Source organism: Streptomyces yamdrokensis (genome assembly GCF_053890455.1).
Genome location: NZ_CM132679.1, coordinates 509,107 through 526,029, shown reverse-complemented (window position 1 = coordinate 526,029; position 16,923 = coordinate 509,107). Strand labels below are relative to the sequence as shown.

At 72.4% G+C, this 16,923-nt stretch carries 17 protein-coding genes; 10 read left to right on the top strand and 7 right to left on the bottom strand.

Translation table 11 applies throughout. From position 1 onward, the window contains the following. The first annotated feature begins 99 nt into the window (after window positions 1-99). Window positions 100-1,479 carry a phosphoinositide-specific phospholipase C-related protein gene (locus tag ACWZEH_RS01865; protein ID WP_456195199.1) on the top strand — a complete coding sequence of 460 codons (1,380 nt, stop codon included), beginning with the start codon at window positions 100-102 and terminating at the stop codon, window positions 1,477-1,479. A 50-nt stretch (window positions 1,480-1,529) separates the two neighbouring features. Here the strand turns inward: ACWZEH_RS01865 and ACWZEH_RS01860 are convergent, their stop codons facing one another. After that, on the bottom strand, window positions 1,530-1,991 hold the full coding sequence (locus ACWZEH_RS01860; RefSeq protein WP_456195198.1) for a pyridoxamine 5'-phosphate oxidase family protein: 462 nt from the start codon (window positions 1,989-1,991) through the stop codon (window positions 1,530-1,532). Window positions 1,992-2,155: 164 nt separating this feature from the next. On the opposite strand from ACWZEH_RS01860, the gene ACWZEH_RS01855 reads away from it, so the two are divergent. Continuing rightward, window positions 2,156-2,548, top strand: a complete 393-nt coding sequence (locus tag ACWZEH_RS01855; RefSeq protein WP_456195197.1) for a VOC family protein — start codon at window positions 2,156-2,158, stop codon at window positions 2,546-2,548. 76 nt (window positions 2,549-2,624) lie between these two features. Next, window positions 2,625-3,701 (top strand): adenosine deaminase, encoded by a 1,077-nt coding sequence (locus tag ACWZEH_RS01850; RefSeq protein WP_456195196.1) that lies wholly within the window; start codon window positions 2,625-2,627, stop codon window positions 3,699-3,701. On the opposite strand, the gene ACWZEH_RS01845 is transcribed toward ACWZEH_RS01850, so the two are convergent. Both ACWZEH_RS01845 and ACWZEH_RS01840 read right to left on the bottom strand, forming a co-directional pair. Then, complete coding sequence (locus ACWZEH_RS01845; RefSeq protein ID WP_456195195.1) at window positions 3,683-4,198, bottom strand: mycothiol transferase; 516 nt, start codon at window positions 4,196-4,198, stop codon at window positions 3,683-3,685. The genes ACWZEH_RS01850 and ACWZEH_RS01845 overlap by 19 nt on opposite strands. An 87-nt stretch (window positions 4,199-4,285) precedes the next feature. Further along, a complete protein-coding gene (locus ACWZEH_RS01840; protein WP_456195194.1) occupies window positions 4,286-5,170 on the bottom strand; it encodes a LysR family transcriptional regulator in 885 nt (294 codons plus the stop codon). A 155-nt stretch (window positions 5,171-5,325) separates the two neighbouring features. Between ACWZEH_RS01840 and mgrA the strand changes: the two genes are divergently transcribed. The 5 genes from mgrA to ACWZEH_RS01815 all read left to right on the top strand — a co-directional run bounded on the left by mgrA (window position 5,326) and on the right by ACWZEH_RS01815 (window position 11,185). Beyond that, window positions 5,326-6,318: an L-glyceraldehyde 3-phosphate reductase gene (gene mgrA, locus ACWZEH_RS01835; RefSeq protein WP_456195193.1), complete on the top strand. Its 993-nt coding sequence runs from the start codon at window positions 5,326-5,328 to the stop codon at window positions 6,316-6,318. A gap of 314 nt (window positions 6,319-6,632) precedes the next feature. Then, entirely contained in the window at window positions 6,633-7,043 is a 411-nt protein-coding gene (locus ACWZEH_RS01830) for a hypothetical protein (protein WP_456195192.1), read from the top strand. Between the two features lie 71 nt (window positions 7,044-7,114). Further along, window positions 7,115-9,448 (top strand): ABC transporter ATP-binding protein/permease, encoded by a 2,334-nt coding sequence (locus ACWZEH_RS01825; RefSeq protein WP_456195191.1) that lies wholly within the window; start codon window positions 7,115-7,117, stop codon window positions 9,446-9,448. A 7-nt stretch (window positions 9,449-9,455) separates the two neighbouring features. Further along, the gene (locus ACWZEH_RS01820; RefSeq protein ID WP_456195190.1) at window positions 9,456-10,079 is read left to right on the top strand and encodes an SH3 domain-containing protein; all 624 of its coding nucleotides are present in this window, start codon (window positions 9,456-9,458) and stop codon (window positions 10,077-10,079) included. Then, the gene (locus ACWZEH_RS01815; protein ID WP_456195189.1) at window positions 10,076-11,185 is read left to right on the top strand and encodes a serine/threonine-protein kinase; all 1,110 of its coding nucleotides are present in this window, start codon (window positions 10,076-10,078) and stop codon (window positions 11,183-11,185) included. The genes ACWZEH_RS01820 and ACWZEH_RS01815 overlap by 4 nt, the downstream gene beginning before the upstream one ends. Before the next feature lie 204 nt (window positions 11,186-11,389). On the opposite strand, the gene ACWZEH_RS01810 is transcribed toward ACWZEH_RS01815, so the two are convergent. Further along, window positions 11,390-12,655, bottom strand: a complete 1,266-nt coding sequence (locus ACWZEH_RS01810; protein WP_456195188.1) for a streptophobe family protein — start codon at window positions 12,653-12,655, stop codon at window positions 11,390-11,392. Window positions 12,656-12,823: 168 nt separating this feature from the next. On the opposite strand from ACWZEH_RS01810, the gene ACWZEH_RS01805 reads away from it, so the two are divergent. Further along, the gene (locus ACWZEH_RS01805) at window positions 12,824-14,080 is read left to right on the top strand and encodes a DUF6777 domain-containing protein (protein ID WP_456195187.1); all 1,257 of its coding nucleotides are present in this window, start codon (window positions 12,824-12,826) and stop codon (window positions 14,078-14,080) included. Between the two features lie 10 nt (window positions 14,081-14,090). Here ACWZEH_RS01805 and ACWZEH_RS01800 read toward each other — a convergent pair whose 3' ends face one another. Then, on the bottom strand, window positions 14,091-14,519 hold the full coding sequence (locus ACWZEH_RS01800; RefSeq protein ID WP_456195186.1) for a PRC-barrel domain-containing protein: 429 nt from the start codon (window positions 14,517-14,519) through the stop codon (window positions 14,091-14,093). Continuing rightward, window positions 14,519-15,103 (bottom strand): PRC-barrel domain-containing protein, encoded by a 585-nt coding sequence (locus ACWZEH_RS01795; protein WP_456195185.1) that lies wholly within the window; start codon window positions 15,101-15,103, stop codon window positions 14,519-14,521. Before ACWZEH_RS01795 ends, ACWZEH_RS01800 begins: the two co-directional genes overlap by 1 nt. Before the next feature lie 178 nt (window positions 15,104-15,281). On the opposite strand from ACWZEH_RS01795, the gene ACWZEH_RS01790 reads away from it, so the two are divergent. Continuing rightward, on the top strand, window positions 15,282-15,737 hold the full coding sequence (locus tag ACWZEH_RS01790; RefSeq protein ID WP_456195184.1) for an ATP-binding protein: 456 nt from the start codon (window positions 15,282-15,284) through the stop codon (window positions 15,735-15,737). 163 nt (window positions 15,738-15,900) lie between these two features. On the opposite strand, the gene ACWZEH_RS01785 is transcribed toward ACWZEH_RS01790, so the two are convergent. Then, window positions 15,901-16,788, bottom strand: a complete 888-nt coding sequence (locus ACWZEH_RS01785; protein ID WP_456195183.1) for an RNA polymerase sigma factor SigF — start codon at window positions 16,786-16,788, stop codon at window positions 15,901-15,903. Window positions 16,789-16,923: the final 135 nt, after the last annotated feature.

Below are 16,923 nucleotides of genomic sequence, written 5' to 3'. Positions count from 1 at the left end.
GTCATGCCCCTGACCATCTGTGATCCGGTCGCGTGCCGTCCACGTTCCCCGCGTACGTGGACGGCGCGCGGCCGTCCTTTGGACCGAAGGGCACCCGTCATGCGCACCCCCCACGCCCTGCTCGCCACGACCGTCATGACGACCGCGCTGGTCGCGGCGGCCGTGACGCCCACCCCCGCCGCCGGGGCCGACGCGGTACCCGGGCCCGGCACCTTCTACGTGCAGAGCGCCGCCACCGGACTCAACGCCGCCGACAACGCCGGAGCCGTCGAACAGCACCGGCCCCGTGGCAACGAGGACCACCAGCAGTGGAACCTGAGGGCCGACGGTGCCACCCATCTCCTGGAGAACGCGGACGTTCCGGGCACCTGCCTCGGCCGCACCGGCGACCGGGCCAGGACCGTCCCCTGTGCCGGCGCCGACGCGGCCTGGGTCATCGCCCCCGCCGCTGCCGACCGGTTCACGCTCGCCGTCCCCGGCACCGACCGGCGTCTCGCGGTCGCCCCCAGGCCCTCCGGTGCCAACCACCCCGTCCAACTCACCGTCGCCGGAGGCTCCCCGGACCTGGCCCACTGGTATCTCACCCCGGTCTCTCCCGCCACCCGGCCCATGCCGCCCCAGGGCAGCCGCACCCTGGACCAGGTCACCTTCCTCACCTCGCACAACGCCTACGCCAACGGAGTCGACGGCGGTTTCGCCCCGCCCTTCGTCAACCTCTTCCCCAACCAGACGCGCGGCATCGAACGCCAACTCGCCGACGGCGTACGCGGATTCATGCTGGACATCCATCAGACCCCGGACGGCGCGATCCTCTGCCACAACAGCTGCACCCTGGTCGGCAGGCCCGTCGCGCTCCGGGTCGACCTCCAGCGCATGGTCGACTTCCTCGAGACCCGTCCCGACCAGGTCGTCACCGTGTTCCTGGAGGACTACGTCGACCCGGGTGTGCTGCGCGCCGAACTCGCCCGCGTCGACGGCCTGTCGGACGTGCTCTACCGGCCGGACCGCACCGGCGTACGGGAGAACGGCTGGCCGACGATGGCGGACCTGACCGCCGCCGGAAAGCGCCTGCTGATCTTCAGTGACCGCAGCCGCTCCGCCGACCAGTCCACCGGGCTGACCCGGGACAGCTTCGGCGTCATGTACCAGCGCGAGTGGACCGTCGAGAACCACTGGTCCATGGGCTCGGGCGTCGGCGCCTCCGACTGGTCCTGTTACAGCCGTTGGTACGACGCCGGTACCAACATCCCGCTCACCCGCACCGAGCCGGGGTTCCGTCCCCTCTTCGTCATGAACCACTTCCGGGACGCCCCGGTCGCCGGCACGGCCGGCACGGACAACGGCAAGCTCGCCGACCGTGCCCGCAGGTTCTGCCAGCCCGCCGCCCGCAAGAAGCCCAACTTCCTCGCCGTGGACCGCTACGACCTCGGCAACCCGGCGGCCGCCGTCGACGCCCTCAACACGTACGTGTATCCGTAACCCGGTGCGGGGCGAGGAGGGCCGATACGGGTCCGGCGCCACAACGCCCCTTACACCAGCCAGGTTCCGTCCCGCATGAGATGCCGCTTCGGCAGTTCGTGTTCCTCGCACCAGGCCTGCACCGCCCGGGGGCGTACCCGGAAGAACGCGTAGTCGGCCCGGTCCACGCGCGGATCCCAGCCGGTCTTCCGCCGGAACGCCTCCGCCGCCACCGGCGGCACCTCCCGCGCGTCGTACGTCTCCACCCCGCCGTCGATCAGGACGACGTCCCGCGTGTCGCCGAACGCCAGCCGGGTCCGGCCGCCCTCCCGCAGATTGCGGCCGGTGGGGCCGGCCGGCCGGGTCGCCAGCCAGACGGCCTCGCCGTCCCACATGAACCACAGCGGCACCAGGCAGGGCAGTCCCCCGGCGTCCGCCGAGGCCACCCAGATGTCCGTCTCCCGTTCCAGGCGGTCCAGGACATCCCTTCTGCGCTGCTCCCGGCTCCGCTGCGGTGGCTCGGTGATCTTCATGGGCTGACGGTAGCCGAGCGCCCTGCCCGGGCGCCTCGGACCGACGTCGTAGGTCCTCGGACCCAGGACCGGGGCGTTGTCGGGAGCGGGACTGGCGCACATCGACGTTTTACGTATAACCTCTGCCGGTCGATCCCACCCACCGCTTTTCCAAGGAGGCCCCGATGAGACGTGTCGCCCTGGTCACCCTGGTCGTCGACGACTACGACGAGGCGATCCGCTTCTACACCGAGGCCCTCGGGTTCCACCTGGCCGAGGACACGCCCCGGCCCGACGGCTCCCGTTGGGTCGTCGTCGAACCGGACGCGGGGGCCGCCGGCACCGGCCTGCTGCTGGCACGTGCCAAGGGCGACGACCAGCGTGCCCGGATCGGTGACCAGACCGGTGGGCGCGTCGGTTTCTTCCTGCACACCGACGACTTCGACCGCGACCACGCCCGGATGACGGCCTCGGGCGTGACCTTCCTGGAGAGACCGCGCCACGAGCCGTACGGCACGGTCGCCGTCTTCCAGGACCTCTACGGCAACCGCTGGGACCTGCTCCAGCCCGCCGGCTGACCCCGCACTCCGACACCGACTTCACCACCGACACCGACTTCACCACCGATACCGAACCGCCGAGGAACGTCCGCCCATGACCGCGCCCCGCATCACCCCCGACACCGAGACCCTCCGCCGGCTGCCCAAGGCCGTGCTGCACGACCACCTCGACGGCGGACTGCGTCCCGCCACCGTGGTGGAGCTGGCGGACGCGATCGGTCACACCCTGCCCACCACCGACCCGGACGAGCTCGCCGCCTGGTACGTCGAGGCCGCCGGCTCCGGTGACCTGGTGCGCTACATAGCCACCTTCGAGCACACCCTCGCCGTCATGCAGACCCGCGAGGGCCTGCTGCGCACCGCCGAGGAGTACGTGCTCGACCTCGCCGCCGACGGTGTCGTCTACGGCGAGGTCCGCTACGCCCCCGAGCTGATGACGAGGGGCGGACTGGCCCTGCCCGAGGTGGTCGAGGCCGTGCAGGAGGGCCTCGCGGCCGGCATGGCCGGGGCCGCCGCCGCGGGGACGCCGGTGCGGGTCGGGACGCTGCTGTGCGGCATGCGGATGTTCGACCGGACGCGGGAGATCGCCGACCTGGTGGTGGCGTTCCGGGACGCCGGGGTCGTCGGCTTCGACATCGCCGGTGCCGAGGACGGCTTCCCCGCCGCCGACCACCTGGACGCCTTCGAGCACCTGCGCCGCGAGAGCGTGCCCTTCACCATCCACGCCGGCGAGGCCCACGGCCTGCCCAGCATCCACCAGGCCGTCCAGCTGTGCGGCGCCCAGCGCATCGGTCACGGCGTGCGGATCACCGAGGACATCGTCGACGGCAAGCTCGGCCGGCTCGCGGGCTGGGTCCGCGACCGCCGGATCGCGCTGGAGATGTGCCCCACCTCCAACCTCCAGACGGGCGCCGCCGCTTCGATCGCCACGCACCCCGTCACCGCGCTGAAGGACCTCGGCTTCCGGGTCACCCTCAACACCGACAACCGGCTCGTCTCCGGCACCACCATGACCCGTGAGATGTCCCTGCTGGTGGAGCAGGCCGGCTGGACCGTCGAGGACCTGCGGACCGTCACGGTCAACGCCGTCAAGAGCGCGTTCCTCCCGTTCGACGAGCGCAACGCCCTGCTCCGGGACGTGGTCCTGCCCGGTTACGACTCCGTACGCTGAAGAAGCCCTCGCACGTAGGCGGCCTGTCCGGCGTGCTGGAGATCGTCGGACAGGACGCTGACCAGGCGCACCCCCAGGCTCACCGGCGGATCCCAGCGCTCGTCCACGACGCGCGCCAGGTCCTTGGCGGCCAGTGCGCGCAGGGCGTCCAGCGTCTGCTCGTGCACCGCGTCGTAGTAGCCGGTGAGCAGGCGGCCCGAGTCGACCCGTACCCCGGCGACCTGCTCCGGGGTATGGCCGTATCCGGTGTCGTGGCGGGGCAGACCGAGCGCGAACCGCTTCTCGAAGCCCTGGGTGAGCCACACCTGGTCGAGCCCGAAGGCGTCCGCGACATGGTCGTCCTGGATCCGGGTGAGGTGCCAGACGAGCCAGGTGATGGAGTTGGTGCCCGGGACCGGAGGGGTGTTCAGGGCGTCGGGGCCGAGCCCGGTCACGGCGGCGTGGACCTCTTCGCGGATGCGGCCGTAGGCGTCGATGAGGATGTCCTTGGCAGGCATGGGACCACCCTCGCGCATCCCGTCCCGGCACGCGCCCGGTGGAGCCGCCCCCGCACGCGCGCCGCCCTTGCACCCGCACGGTCGTCCCTACGCCTCCCCGCTGTCCAGCAGAGCCATCAGCGCCCGCGCCGCCGGGCTGGTGGCCTCTTCCGCCGGGACCAGGACCACGCTCTCGTACACCGACTCACCGGTGTCCTCCAGCGGCAGCGCGGTCAGCGCCGCACGCTTGTGCCGGAAGTGCTGGGGGACGACGGCGATACCGAGGTTCTCGTCGACCAGGTCCAGCAGGCTGTGCACGTCGTTCACCTCCAGCGCGACCGTGCGCCGTACGCCGGCGGCGGCGAACGCGGTGTCGGTGGCGCGGCGCGGGCCCCAGTCGGGGTGGAAGTCCACGAACACCTCACCGCCCAGATCGTGCGGGGTCAACGGCTCCCCGGCCCGCGCCAGCCGGTGATCGGGATGGCAGAGCACGGTCATCGGCTCACTGGTGAGCGCCACCGACCGCAACTGGTCGGGGTCCGCGTGGGTCCGGTAGGCGAAGGCCAGGTCGAGGCGACCCGCCGCGACCTCCTCCGCCAGCGCCGCCGAGCCCCACTGCCGCAGCCGGATCTCCACATCCGGATGGCGCCGCCGGAAATCGGCCAGCAGATCCGCCAGGTCCACCCCGGCGATGCACTGCTCGGCGCCCAGGGCGAGCGTGCCCCGCAGCACCCCCTGCACCGCGGCCACCGCCTCGTGCGCCGCCCGTACCTGTGCCAGGATCCGCTCGGCCTCCACCAGCAGCGCCCGCCCGGCCTCCGTGAGCGTCACCCGCCGGGTGGTCCGTACGAACAACGGTGCCTGCAGCTCGCGCTCCAGGGAGCGGATCGACGCCGACAGGCCCGACTGGGAGACCAGCAGCCGCTCCGCCGCCCGGGTGAAGTGCTGGTCCTCGGCGACGGCGACGAAGTGCTGAAGGTGACGCAGTTCCATGATTGAGAAGCGTATCCGCTGAATTCCATCGGATTCTTCTGTTGGACCGCTGCACGTGGACCGCGACAGAGTGGAACCCCGGTCCCGATCCCGGTCCCGGGGCCACGAAACCGGACACCCGTGCCCGCCTTTGCGCCAACCTCTCTGGAGTCGCGTTGTACACCCCACACCCCGACCGTTACGCGGACCTGCCCTACCGGCGCACCGGACGCAGCGGCCTGAAGCTTCCCGCGCTCTCGCTCGGCCTGTGGCACAACTTCGGTCCCGACCGCCCCGCCGAGACCCAGCGCGCCATCCTGCGCCGCGCCTTCGACCTCGGCGTCACCCACTTCGACCTCGCCAACAACTACGGTCCGCCCCCCGGCGCCGCCGAGTCCGCCCTCGGCGAGGCCCTGCGCGCGGACTTCGCGCCTTACCGCGACGAGCTGGTGATCTCCACCAAGGCCGGCTACCTGATGTGGCCCGGTCCGTACGGCGAATGGGGCTCGCGCAAGTCCCTGCTGTCCTCGCTGGACCAGAGCCTCGGCCGGATGGGCCTCGACCACGTCGACATCTTCTACTCGCACCGCTTCGACCCCGACACTCCGCTGGAGGAGACGATGGGGGCCCTGCACTCGGCGGTCCAGCAGGGCAAGGCGCTGTACGTCGGCGTGTCCAACTACTCCGCGGAGCAGACCCGCGACGCCGCCCGCATCCTCGGCGAGCTGGGCACCCCGCTGCTGATCCACCAGCCCCGCTACTCGATGCTCGACCGGCGCCCGGAGGACGAGGGCCTGCTGGACGCCCTGGACGAGCTCCAGGTCGGCTCCATCGCCTACTCCCCGCTGGAACAGGGTCTGCTGACCGCCCGCTACCTCGACGGCATCCCCGAGGACTCCCGCGCCGCGAGTGACAGCCCGTTCCTGAACACCGACGCCGTCACCGGTGAGCTGGTGGAACGGCTGCGCACGCTGAACGAGATCGCCGAGTCCCGCGGCCAGACCCTCGCGCAGATGGCGCTCGCCTGGGTGCTGCGCGGCACACGCGTGACCTCGGCCCTGGTCGGGGCGAGCAGCCCGCGGCAGCTGGAGGACAGCGTGGCGGCCACCCGCAACCTCGAATTCGGCGCGGACGAACTGGCCCGCATCGACGCCGTCGTCAAGCAGTAGGACCGCGCCCGGTCAGATCCCTCCCGGCCGCGCCGTCATGACGGCGCGGCCGGCGCCGTGCCGGGCCCGCTCCTTGGCGTGCCATGCCCACTTGCCGCCGCGCCGTACGCCGCAAACGCACCATTCCGGCCAACAGGGGGGGGCGAATATGCCAGGAGAGTGGCCGGAAAGGCATGGTGACAGTGATTCGGCGGTGAACATACTCGACAACGAGAGCGCTTCACCCCGCGCGACGGCGCCCTCACGCACCGCACGCGACCCACCGGAGAGCCGGCCCGGTCGGCCGACGGGCAACGCAACCGGGGGAGGCGATCGTGCACGACGAGTTCCTGTGTCACGTCACGGCGTACGGAGTCTGCGACGGCCGCCGCATCGGTGTACCCCTCGGCACGTACCGCGCCCCCACCCTGGCCCTCGCCCTGTGGTGGCTGCGCGACCGCGCCTCCTGGATCGCCGAGCGGCTCGACCCGCGGCCCGAGGCCGAGCACTTACCCCCGGGCGCGCTCGTCCCCGTCGCCGACGGCGTGCCCGACGTACCCGCCGTGCTGCGTGCCTGGTGCGGCGACGTCGCCCGGCAGGAGGAGATGGCCGAGGCCCTGGCGGCCGGACGGATGGTGCGCCTCGCCACCGGCGACGACACCACCGAGTACGAACTCCTGGCCGAATCCGTGGACGCCCTGCGCATGCAGCGCGCGGCCCCGGTGCTGGGTGTCCCCGTCGCCTGACCGCCATCGCCCCGCCCCGCCCCCACCCGTCATGCCGGGCATTCGAACGGACCAATCGGTAGAATCCAGGCATGGTCGAGCGGCCGGTCGCACCGGAGCTCCTCGTGGAGACCGACAGCGGCTCCACCCTGATGAGCCCGGGCCGCGACTACCACGTCGGACGCGACCCGTTGAGCGACATCGTCATGGACGACGCCCGGGTCTCCTGGCATCACGCGGTGCTCCATCCCGAAGACGGCCACTGGACCATCGAGGACGAGCACAGCACCAACGGCACCTACACCGACGGCCACCGCGTGCACGTGAGGGACGTCGGACCCGGCAGTGTCATCCGCTTCGGCAGTCCCCGGGACGGACCGAGCGCCGTCCTCATGGACCGGCCGCCGCCGCCCGCCTCCGAGCGCCTCTCCGCCGTGTCGAGCCCCGCCCTGACCGGCACCTACCGGCGGCCCACCACCGTACGGCCGCTGCCCACCCGCACCGTCCGCGTCGGCCGCGCGGCCGACAACGACCTGGTCATCGCCGACCTCGTGGTCTCCCGCCGGCACGCCGAACTGCGGGCGTTGTCCGACGGGACGTACGAGATCGCCGACCTCGGCAGCCACAACGGCACCTATCTCAACGGTTCGCCCGTCACCAACGCCCCGGTCGGCCCCGGTGACATCGTCGGTATCGGCCACTTCGGGTTCTGCCTCGTCGGTGACGAACTCCAGGAGTACGTCGACACCGGCGAGGTCTCCCTCGACGTGCAGGACCTCACCGTCGCCGTGGACCGCGGCCGCAAGACCCTGCTCGACCACGTGTCGTTCCCGGTGGGGGAGAAGTGCCTGCTCGCCGTGGTCGGCCCGAGCGGCGCCGGCAAGTCCACGCTGCTGGGCGCCCTCACCGGACAGCGCCCCGCCGATCACGGCACCGTCCTCTACGACGGCCGCGACCTCTACCGCGACTACGCCGAACTGCGCCAGCGCATCGGCCTCGTCCCGCAGGACGACATCCTGCACACCCAGCTCACCGTCCGCAGCGCCCTGTCCTACGCCGCCGAACTCCGCTTCCCGCAGGACACGGCCAAGGCCGAACGCCGTGCCCGGGTCGAGGAGGTCATCCGTGAACTCGGCCTGGAACAGCGGGCGGAGCAGCCCGTGCACAGCCTCTCCGGGGGCCAGCGCAAACGCGTCAGTGTCGCCCTGGAACTCCTCACCAAGCCCTCCCTGCTGTTCCTCGACGAGCCGACCTCCGGTCTGGACCCGGGGATGGACCGCTCGGTGATGCACATGCTGCGCGCGCTGGCGGACGACGGCCGCACCGTCATCGTCGTCACCCACAGCGTGCTCAGCCTGGACGTGTGCGACCGGCTCCTGATGCTCGCCCCCAAAGGGCGCGTCGCCTACTACGGACCGCCCGAGGACGCCCTCGCGTTCTTCGGGTTCGAACAGTGGCCGGAGGCCTTCGAGGCCTTCGAACGCGACCAGGACCGCGACTGGGCGGGCGACTACCGCGACTCGCCCTTCCACGGCCGGTACATCACCGACGCCACCGCCCAGCCCCGGCAGCAGCGGGCCGCCCCGGTCGCCGTCGCCCCGCCGCCCCGGCCGCGCAGCCGCACCGCGCAGCTCGGCACCCTCGTACGCCGGTACACCGCCGCGCTCGGCGCGGACCGCACCTTCCTCGCCGTCATGATCGCGCTGCCCTTCGTGATGGGCGCGATGGCCCGCGCCCTGGCCGGCGGTGCCCTGACCCAGGGCACCGCGATGAACACCCTGCTCATCCTGTGCGTCGGCGCCGTCCTCACGGGTGCCGCCAACGCCGTACGGGAACTCGTCAAGGAGCGCCCGATCCACCGGCGCGAACGGGCCGTAGGCCTGTCCAGATCGGCGTACCTGATGTCGAAGATCATCGTGCTGGGCACGGTCACCGTGCTGCAGGCGGTGGTGCTCACCCTGGTCGCCCTGCTCGGGGTCGACCTCGACGCACCCGGTGGCGAAGGCGTGCTGATGCCGCCCCTGGCGGAGATCACGGTGGCCGTGGCCCTGCTCGGCCTCACCGCCATGATGCTCGGCCTGCTCGTCTCCGCGCTGGTGCGCAAGGAAGAGGTGACGATGCCGCTGCTGGTGCTGCTGGCCATCGTCCAGGTCGTCTTCTGCGGTGCCCTGCTGAAACTGGACGGCGTGCCCGTTCTCGAGCAGCTGGCCTGGCTGGTGCCCTCCCGCTGGGCGTTCGGCGCGATGGCCGGCACCGTGGACCTGGCCGCGACCACCCCGGGGGAGACCACGGCGGACCCGCTCTTCCAGCACTCCCCGGGAGTGTGGCTGCTCAATGTGGCGATGCTGCTGGTTCTTTCGGCGCTGTTCGCGTTCGCCGTGTCACGGCTGCTGCGCCGCCACGAACCCGCCGTGATGCGGAGGTAACCGGCCCATGACAACCCCGTCCACGCCCGGCTTCCGGCCCACCCATGTCGTGCCGGGCGACGGCATGCCGGCCTGGGAGGCGCCCGACCCCGCGGGCCCCACCGTCGGCCTCGATCCGCTGCTGCCGGTACGACTGGTCGAGCGGCGCGGGGACTGGGGGCAGGTGCTGTGCTCCAACGGCTGGTCGGCCTGGGTCGACGGCCGCCTGCTGGTCGCGGTGCCCCAGGACCCGCCCGCCTCCGAAGCACCCCTGTCCCGCACCGCCGACCCCCGGCCGCTGCTCACCCGGGCCGAGGAGGCCCTGGCCGGTTACCGGGCCGCCGTCGAGGCACGGTACGGCGGTCTTGACGGCGAGGGCTTTCGCGCACGCACCCGAGGCCTGCGCGTCGGCCTCGTCGTCGACGGGGAGTCCCTGTGGCTCTACGACCCCGACCGCGGCCGCTGGGTCTACACCGACGGCACCCGGCCGCACACCTACGCCGTCGACGAACCGCCCCGCGCCGCCGAGGCCCCGGAAGCCGCCGGGCACGCCCCCACCCAGGCCGTTCCCGGCGAGCCCACCCGGTCCGTACCCGCCGAACCCACCCGCGTCGTCACCCCGGGCCCCTCCCCGGACCGTGACGTCCGATGACGCACGACACCGGCCTCTTCGCCGGCCGGCCCTCCGAGCTGACGGGGCAGCAGGTCGCGGGCTACCTCATCGAGCGTGAGATCGGCCGTGGCGGCATGGCCGTCGTCTACCGCGCCCGGGACCTGCGTCTGGACCGCACCGTCGCCCTGAAACTGCTCGCCCCGGAACTCGCCCGCAACGACACCTTCCGCCGCCGCTTCACCCATGAGTCCCGCACGGCCGCCGCCATCGACCACCCGCACATCGTCCCCGTCTTCGAGGCCGGGGAGACGGACGGCATCCTCTACATCGCCATGCGCTACGTCGAGGGCAGCGATCTGCGTCATCTCCTCGACCGCGAGGGGCCACTGCCGTCCCGCACCGCGTTGCGCATCGCCGCGCAGGTGGCCTCGGCGCTCGACGCCGCCCACGAGCACGGCCTGGTCCACCGGGACGTCAAGCCCGGAAACATCCTGGTCGCCCGCGGCACCGACAGCGACCACCCCGAGCACGTCTATCTCACCGACTTCGGCCTGACCAAGAAGTCCCTGTCCCTGACGGGGTTCACCACCGTCGGCCAGTTCGTCGGCACCCTCGACTACGTGGCCCCGGAACAGATCTCGGGGCGTCCGGTCGACGCCCGCTGCGACGTCTACGGGTTCGCCTGCGTCGTCCACGAGACCCTCGCCGGTCATCCGCCCTTCCGCCGGGACGACGACATGGCCCTGCTCTGGGCCCACCAGTACGCCGACCCGCCGCCCCTGACCGCGGTACGCCCCGATCTCCCCCCGCGGACCGACGCCGTCCTGGCCAAGGCGCTGGCGAAGAGCCCCGACGACCGGTACGCCTCCTGTCTGGACCTCGTCGCCGCCCTGCGCACCGCCGTCACGGGGGGCGGCGTCACCACGAGCGCCCCCGAGGGGCACCCCGCCACTCGCGTGGACCTGCGCGGAAGCCGGAACGGGATCACCTGTGAAGACGCAGACGGAAGCGGACACCGCACCGGTGACCGGAGCGGAGCCGGGCCGGCCGGGGAAGCGGCGGCCCCGGACGCGCCGCGGCCCCCGCCGGCCTGGGCGGACCCGGTGTTCGGGCCGGTGCGGGCCTGGGGGCTGTCGCGAGAGTGACGCCTGCCGCGCGACGCCCGGCACGCGCTCTCGTCGCACCGCCCGAAAGCCCGAGTACGCCCGGTACGAGGGCTTTTGGACGGCACGCCGAGAGCACGCACCGGACGCCGCGCGGCCGCCCTTCGGGCGACGACGCCACTTTCGCAACAGGCCCCAGGCGTGTTTTCAAACGCCCCGTCCGGGCCCGCCATCCGCCCACCCCGATCAGTCGTCCGACCGGCCCCGACGGCGCGTTCTCTGGGCCAGCAGCGCGCCCGCGAAGCCGGCCGTCAGGCCCCACAGGAGGGCCGGCCCCAGCGCGGTCGGCAGGCGTGGTCTCAGCAGGACCTGACCAAAGAGCCCCGTGCCCAGGTCGCCGATGCCGAGCACGGACAGGCCGAGCCGGGCGGAGATCCGGCCGACCAGGCAGATCATCAACACCGTCAGCGCGAGTGCCACCGCCAGGCGCACGGCATGCTGCCAGGCCCGGACCCCGGCCGGTGACAGGGCGGCCATCACGAACGCCACGGCCAGCAGCAGGACCGCGTCGGCCACCGGCAGCCACCACACCCTGCCGTCGTGCTCGGCTAGCGTGCTCAGGTTCAGCGCCGAGACGTCCCCGGTGCGCAGCACCTCGTCGAGGATGTGCGGCATGGGCAGCCCGAAGGGGCCTTCCACCCTGCCGTCCCAGGTGGCGCCCAGCCCGATGGTCAGCGCGAGCCAGGTCACGTTGGGCAGGCCGAGCAGGAGTACGGCGAACGTCTCCGCCGGGCGCCCCCGCGTCGCCGCGACCACCAGTGCGATCACGACACCGATGACGACGAAGGCGAGCAGCAGTTGCAGCATCGCGTGCGCCGCGGGCCGTAGCGCCGTCTGGAACCGGAGCAGCCGGCCCGGCAGCGGGGCGCCGCGCGACACCAGCAGGGACAGCACCAGGACACCCGCCACCCAGAGCAGGCCGATGAGTACGGTCAGCGGCACATCGGCGGCGAAGCCGACCTCGGGGGTGACCCCGAACAGATCGCCGAGATCGCCCAGGGCGCCTTCCCCGAGGGAGATCTCGAACGTGTGCCGGGCGGCGAACGCCAGCCCGAGCAGGGCGATCAGCCAGAGGGTGACGATCCTCGCGGCCCACCCGGCCAGCTCCGGCGTCCCGGTGACGGCCCGGTGGCGCAACGGGCGCAGAAAGGCCCAGCCGATGAACAGGGCGCCGGTGAGGGTGACGGACAGCGGCATGACGGTCAGGCCGCCCTCCGTGCCGGCCAGGCCCTCCGCGTCGCCGGACAGGTGCACCGACCCGCCGACGGCCGTGACGACGGTCGCCGCGAGCACCTCGGGGAAGGAGCCGTCCGGAAGATCCGCGGCACCGGCCGCCCACAGTCCGAGTGCGGCCACTGCGCCCATGGCGATCAGCCCGCCCAGCACCGTGACGAGGGCCTGCGCCCAGCCGTGTCGGGCGATGGCCAGGTCGGCGAGGGTGCGTGAACTCACCCCTGCACGCTAAGCAGGCCCCGCACAGGACGCCTGCCGGGAGGTCCGTCCGCGTCGGCTTGCGACGGGTGCGCCACCGGAGCACACAATGAAGCAATAACGGAAGAATCGTCATGTCGGCATCGGCTTGATGGTTGTCTCCTGCAGCCGCGCCGGGAAGAAGGGCTCGTGAGCGTCGAACCGCCGTCCTCCGGCCGGCCCACCGGGCCCCCGTCCGGGCCCCTGTCGGGGTCCTCCCCGCCTTCGTCCCCGGGCCCGCCCCCGCCGCCCCCACCACCGCCGGGCGGCGCGGGCGGGGGAGACGGTGGCGGGGGCACGGGGCCGCCCGGGCGCGGCCGGCGGCCGTGGTGGAAGTCCGTACCCGGTCTCGGGGCGCTCGTCGCGGCCATGGCGGTGGCCGTGGTCCTCGCCGTGGTGCTCACCCGCACCGACGGCGGATCCGAGGCGGGTAAAGGGAGCGAGATCTTCCTCCAGGCCGCGAACGCGAGCGGCCCCGACCCGTTCACCGAGTCGACGGCTGAGGACGGCTCCGCGCCCCCCACGCGCTCCGCCCCGCCTCCCACCGGAGCCCCGTCCACCGGGTCGGCGTCCGAGTCCTCCCCGGCCAACACGGTGCGCGGTGTCCGCGGCAGCGAACCCGGCCTGTACGGCGGCACCCGCGACGTCGCCGGCTGCGACGTGGAACAGCAGATCAGGTACCTCCGGGAGGTGCCGGCGAAGAACGAGGCGTTCGCCTCGGTGGCCGGCGTCGGCTCCTCCGACGTCCCTTCGTATCTGCGCTCGCTGACCCCGCTGCACCTCCTGCTGGACACCAGGGTCACCAACCACGGATACCGCGACGGCGCCGCCACGGACTACCAGGCCGTCCTCCAGGCGGGCACGGCCGTGCTCGTCGACGACCGCGGCGTCCCCCGGGTCCGCTGCGCCTGCGGCAACCCGCTGACCGAACCGGTCGAACAGACCGACCCCCGCTACACCGGTGACCCCTGGCCGGGCTACTCCCCCTCGAAGGTCGTCGTGGTCGACCCCGCTCCGCGGGCCATCGAGAAGTTCGTGGTCCGTGACGCGGACGGCGGCTGGTTCGAGCGGAACCGGGGCGACACCGGCGGCAAGGACCACGCCACGAAGCCACCGGACGGGCGGAGCCCGTCACCGGGCGACCCGGACCCCCCGTCACCGTCGCCCGACACCTCCCCGTCGCCCCCCGGGTCCGGGCCGGCCACGGGCGGGGAGGAGCCTTCCGGTGATCCGCCGTCGAGCGAGCCCGGGGACAGCGGTCCGACCACCGGTGAACCGCCGCCGTCCGACCCCCCGGCGCCGCCGCCGGTCGAGTCCGGCACCACGAACGACGCGCCGGACAACACCACAGGGGACCTCACCGCGACGCCGCGAACGACGCCACAAGCGGTGCCGCCCAGGGCGTGATCCACCGCACCTATCCGCGCGCTGCCCTGCGTCCTCGTACCACCAGAGCGTGGTCGCCCAGCCCCAGCAGCCGCTCGGCCGGCAGCTCGCCGATCGTCGTCAGGACCGCCTCGATACGGGCGGTGAGCGGATCGAACGCCGCGTCGAGCACGGTGCCGCGCTCCTCGCCGTCCTCGGTGAGCACCCTGCGGCCGATCAGCTCGTGATGCGGCGGGGCCGTGGCCGGCGCGGAGGAGGGGACCGCGATCAGCATGTCCGGGCCGACGGCGTCCAGGGCCCCCCAGGCCGGCGCGATCTCCCTGCGCAGCCGTCCACGCCGTACCCGTACATGTGTGACGGTGCCCGAGGCCACGTCGACCGTCAGCGTCCGTACGACGCCGAGCCGGAGCCCCTCACCCGGGGTCAGCACCGGCAGCCCCCGCACCCGGGAGAACAGCATCACGGCAGTGGGCCCGTCCGCCTGGCGTGGAACGCGCCGGCCCGGGCCACGAAGCCCGGCAGGTCGTCGGTGACGTAGGTGGTGGCGTGCGCGGGGACGACCAGTGACCGGCCGGAGACGGACACCGCCTCACCGCGCGGCACGTACACCCGGTACAGCCTGTGCCTCGAACCCGGCACCAGATCCCGGCGTGCGGCAAGCCGGAAGGCGACGATGCGGCCGCTGACGCCTCCCTCGACCAGGACGTCGAGCACCGTGCCGAGCGCCTCGCCCTCGTCGGTGAGGACCTGCGCGCCGAGCAGCCGCCCGCGCAGGGCGTCGCGGCGGGCCACCGACAGGGGCAGGTCGCACAGCGCCTCCTCGTCGCGGACCATGACCGCGTGACGGCCGAGGGAGTGCACCGCCGGCCAGGGCAGGTCCCGGGGCAGCGGGCCCGACAGCAGAGTCCGGCCGGTGAGGGTGAAGCCCGTGACGCACCCGGCCACGGGATCGAGGACGGTGTCCTTGACGTGGGCGACGGCATCGCCGCCGAGCGTCACCACGGGCAGCGTCGTCAGGCACCGCACCGCCAGCAGCCCGCTCATCGGTCACCCTTCCCGTCGTCGTCGTTGCCGTCCGCCTCCGACCCCGGTTCCCTCCCCGCTGGAACCGGGTTCCCGCCCTGTGTCGCGTCGAACACCGATCAGGGGACTGAGCAGTCGTACTCGGGGTACGTGCATCAGTGCAGATCGTCCGGCAGCCCGGCTTCCCAGAGAGAACCGCATGACCGACCACCTGGACGGGGCAGTGATACCGACTGGTTTCGACGTACCCGTGGAACCGCTACGGCGGACAGCACACTTCACCGGCGAGCCGGGATGCATCGCCGAGGCGCGCGCCCTCGCCACGCTGTTCCTCGAACAGCTCAGGACCGAGTGGTGCGCCACGATCGGCGAGCGGACCGACGGCGCGGCGCTCCTGATCGTGAGTGAACTGGTCACCAACGCCGACCGGCACAGCAACGGCCCGTACATCCTGGAGCTGGAGGGTACGGACGAAGCGATCACGGTCGCCGTCTGCGACAGCAGTGGCACACTGCCCCGCGTCTACCCCCGCGACCCCGAGCGCATCGGCTGCCACGGCCTGGAGATCGTGCAGGCTCTCGCACGCGACGTTCTCGTCGAGCGGATACCGGTCGGAAAGCGGGTCCGTGCTGTCCTGAGCCTCGACGCCGGCTGAGCGGCACCAGCGGCCGGAGGACCTTTCCCAAGCGCGCCACCGGACGGTCTGCACACCGGAAGAACGCCGGACATGACCGGACATGAAGCGACGGAGAAGCGGCTGCCGGCCCCTCAGAAGGGCCGGCAGCCGCTTCTCCGTCTTCCTCCCGTCAGGCGTCCCGTCAGGCGCAGCCCAGCTCACCCAGCATGCCCTCGCGCAGACGGCCGATGATCCGCTTGATCAGCCGGGAGACATGCATCTGCGAGCACCCGAGCCGTTCGCCGATCTCCGCCTGGGTGGCCTCCTCCACGAACCGCATCCGGATGATCTCGCGGTCGCGGTCGCTGAGCTCGGCCATGAGCGGGGCGAGCGCGTGGAAGTCCTCGACGAGCTGCAGCCCCTCCTCCTCCATGCCGATGAAGTCGGCCAGAACGGACTCGCCGCTCTCGGGGCCGTCACCGGTGAGGGCTGCGTCCAGCGACGACGAGTTGTAGCCGTTCGCGGCGAGCCGGCCCTCGTTGACCTGTTCCTCGGTGATGTTCATCAGCGTGGCGAGCTCGGCGACCGTGGGCTCGCGGTCCAGCCGGCTGGCGAGCTCCTCGCGGGCCTTGGCGAGTTCCACCCGCAGTTCCTGGAGCCGGCGCGGCACATGGACCGCCCAGGTGGTGTCACGGAAGAAACGCTTGATCTCGCCGACGATGTACGGCAGCGCGAAGGAGGTGAACTCGACCTCGCGCGACAGCTCGAAACGGTCGATCGCCTTGATCAGACCGATCATGCCGGTCTGGACGATGTCCTCCATGTCGTCGCCGCGGCCGCGGAACCGTCCGGCCGCGAACCGCACCAGCGACATGTTCATCTCGATGAGGGTGTTGCGTGCGTACTGGTACTCGTGCGTACCCTCCTCGAGCTCCGCCAGGCGACGGAAGAACTGGCGGGAGAGCTCCTTGGCGTCGCGCGGAGCGACGGCCAGGGGGTCGGCGACCCCGGGCAGGCTTCCGTCGCCCGTCCCGGTCTCGGCGTTCTTCTCGACGACCTGCGCCTGTGACCGGATCACGACGGTTTCCATTGCCTCTCCCCACGAAAGTCCGATGGACATGCCCTTTGGCTCTTCGGAGGTGCGGCTACCCAGCCGCAGCCCGAACACTCCTCATGACTTTCGAGAACCTCCACGGTGACGCACGGTGCCGCCCCCTTCACTCAG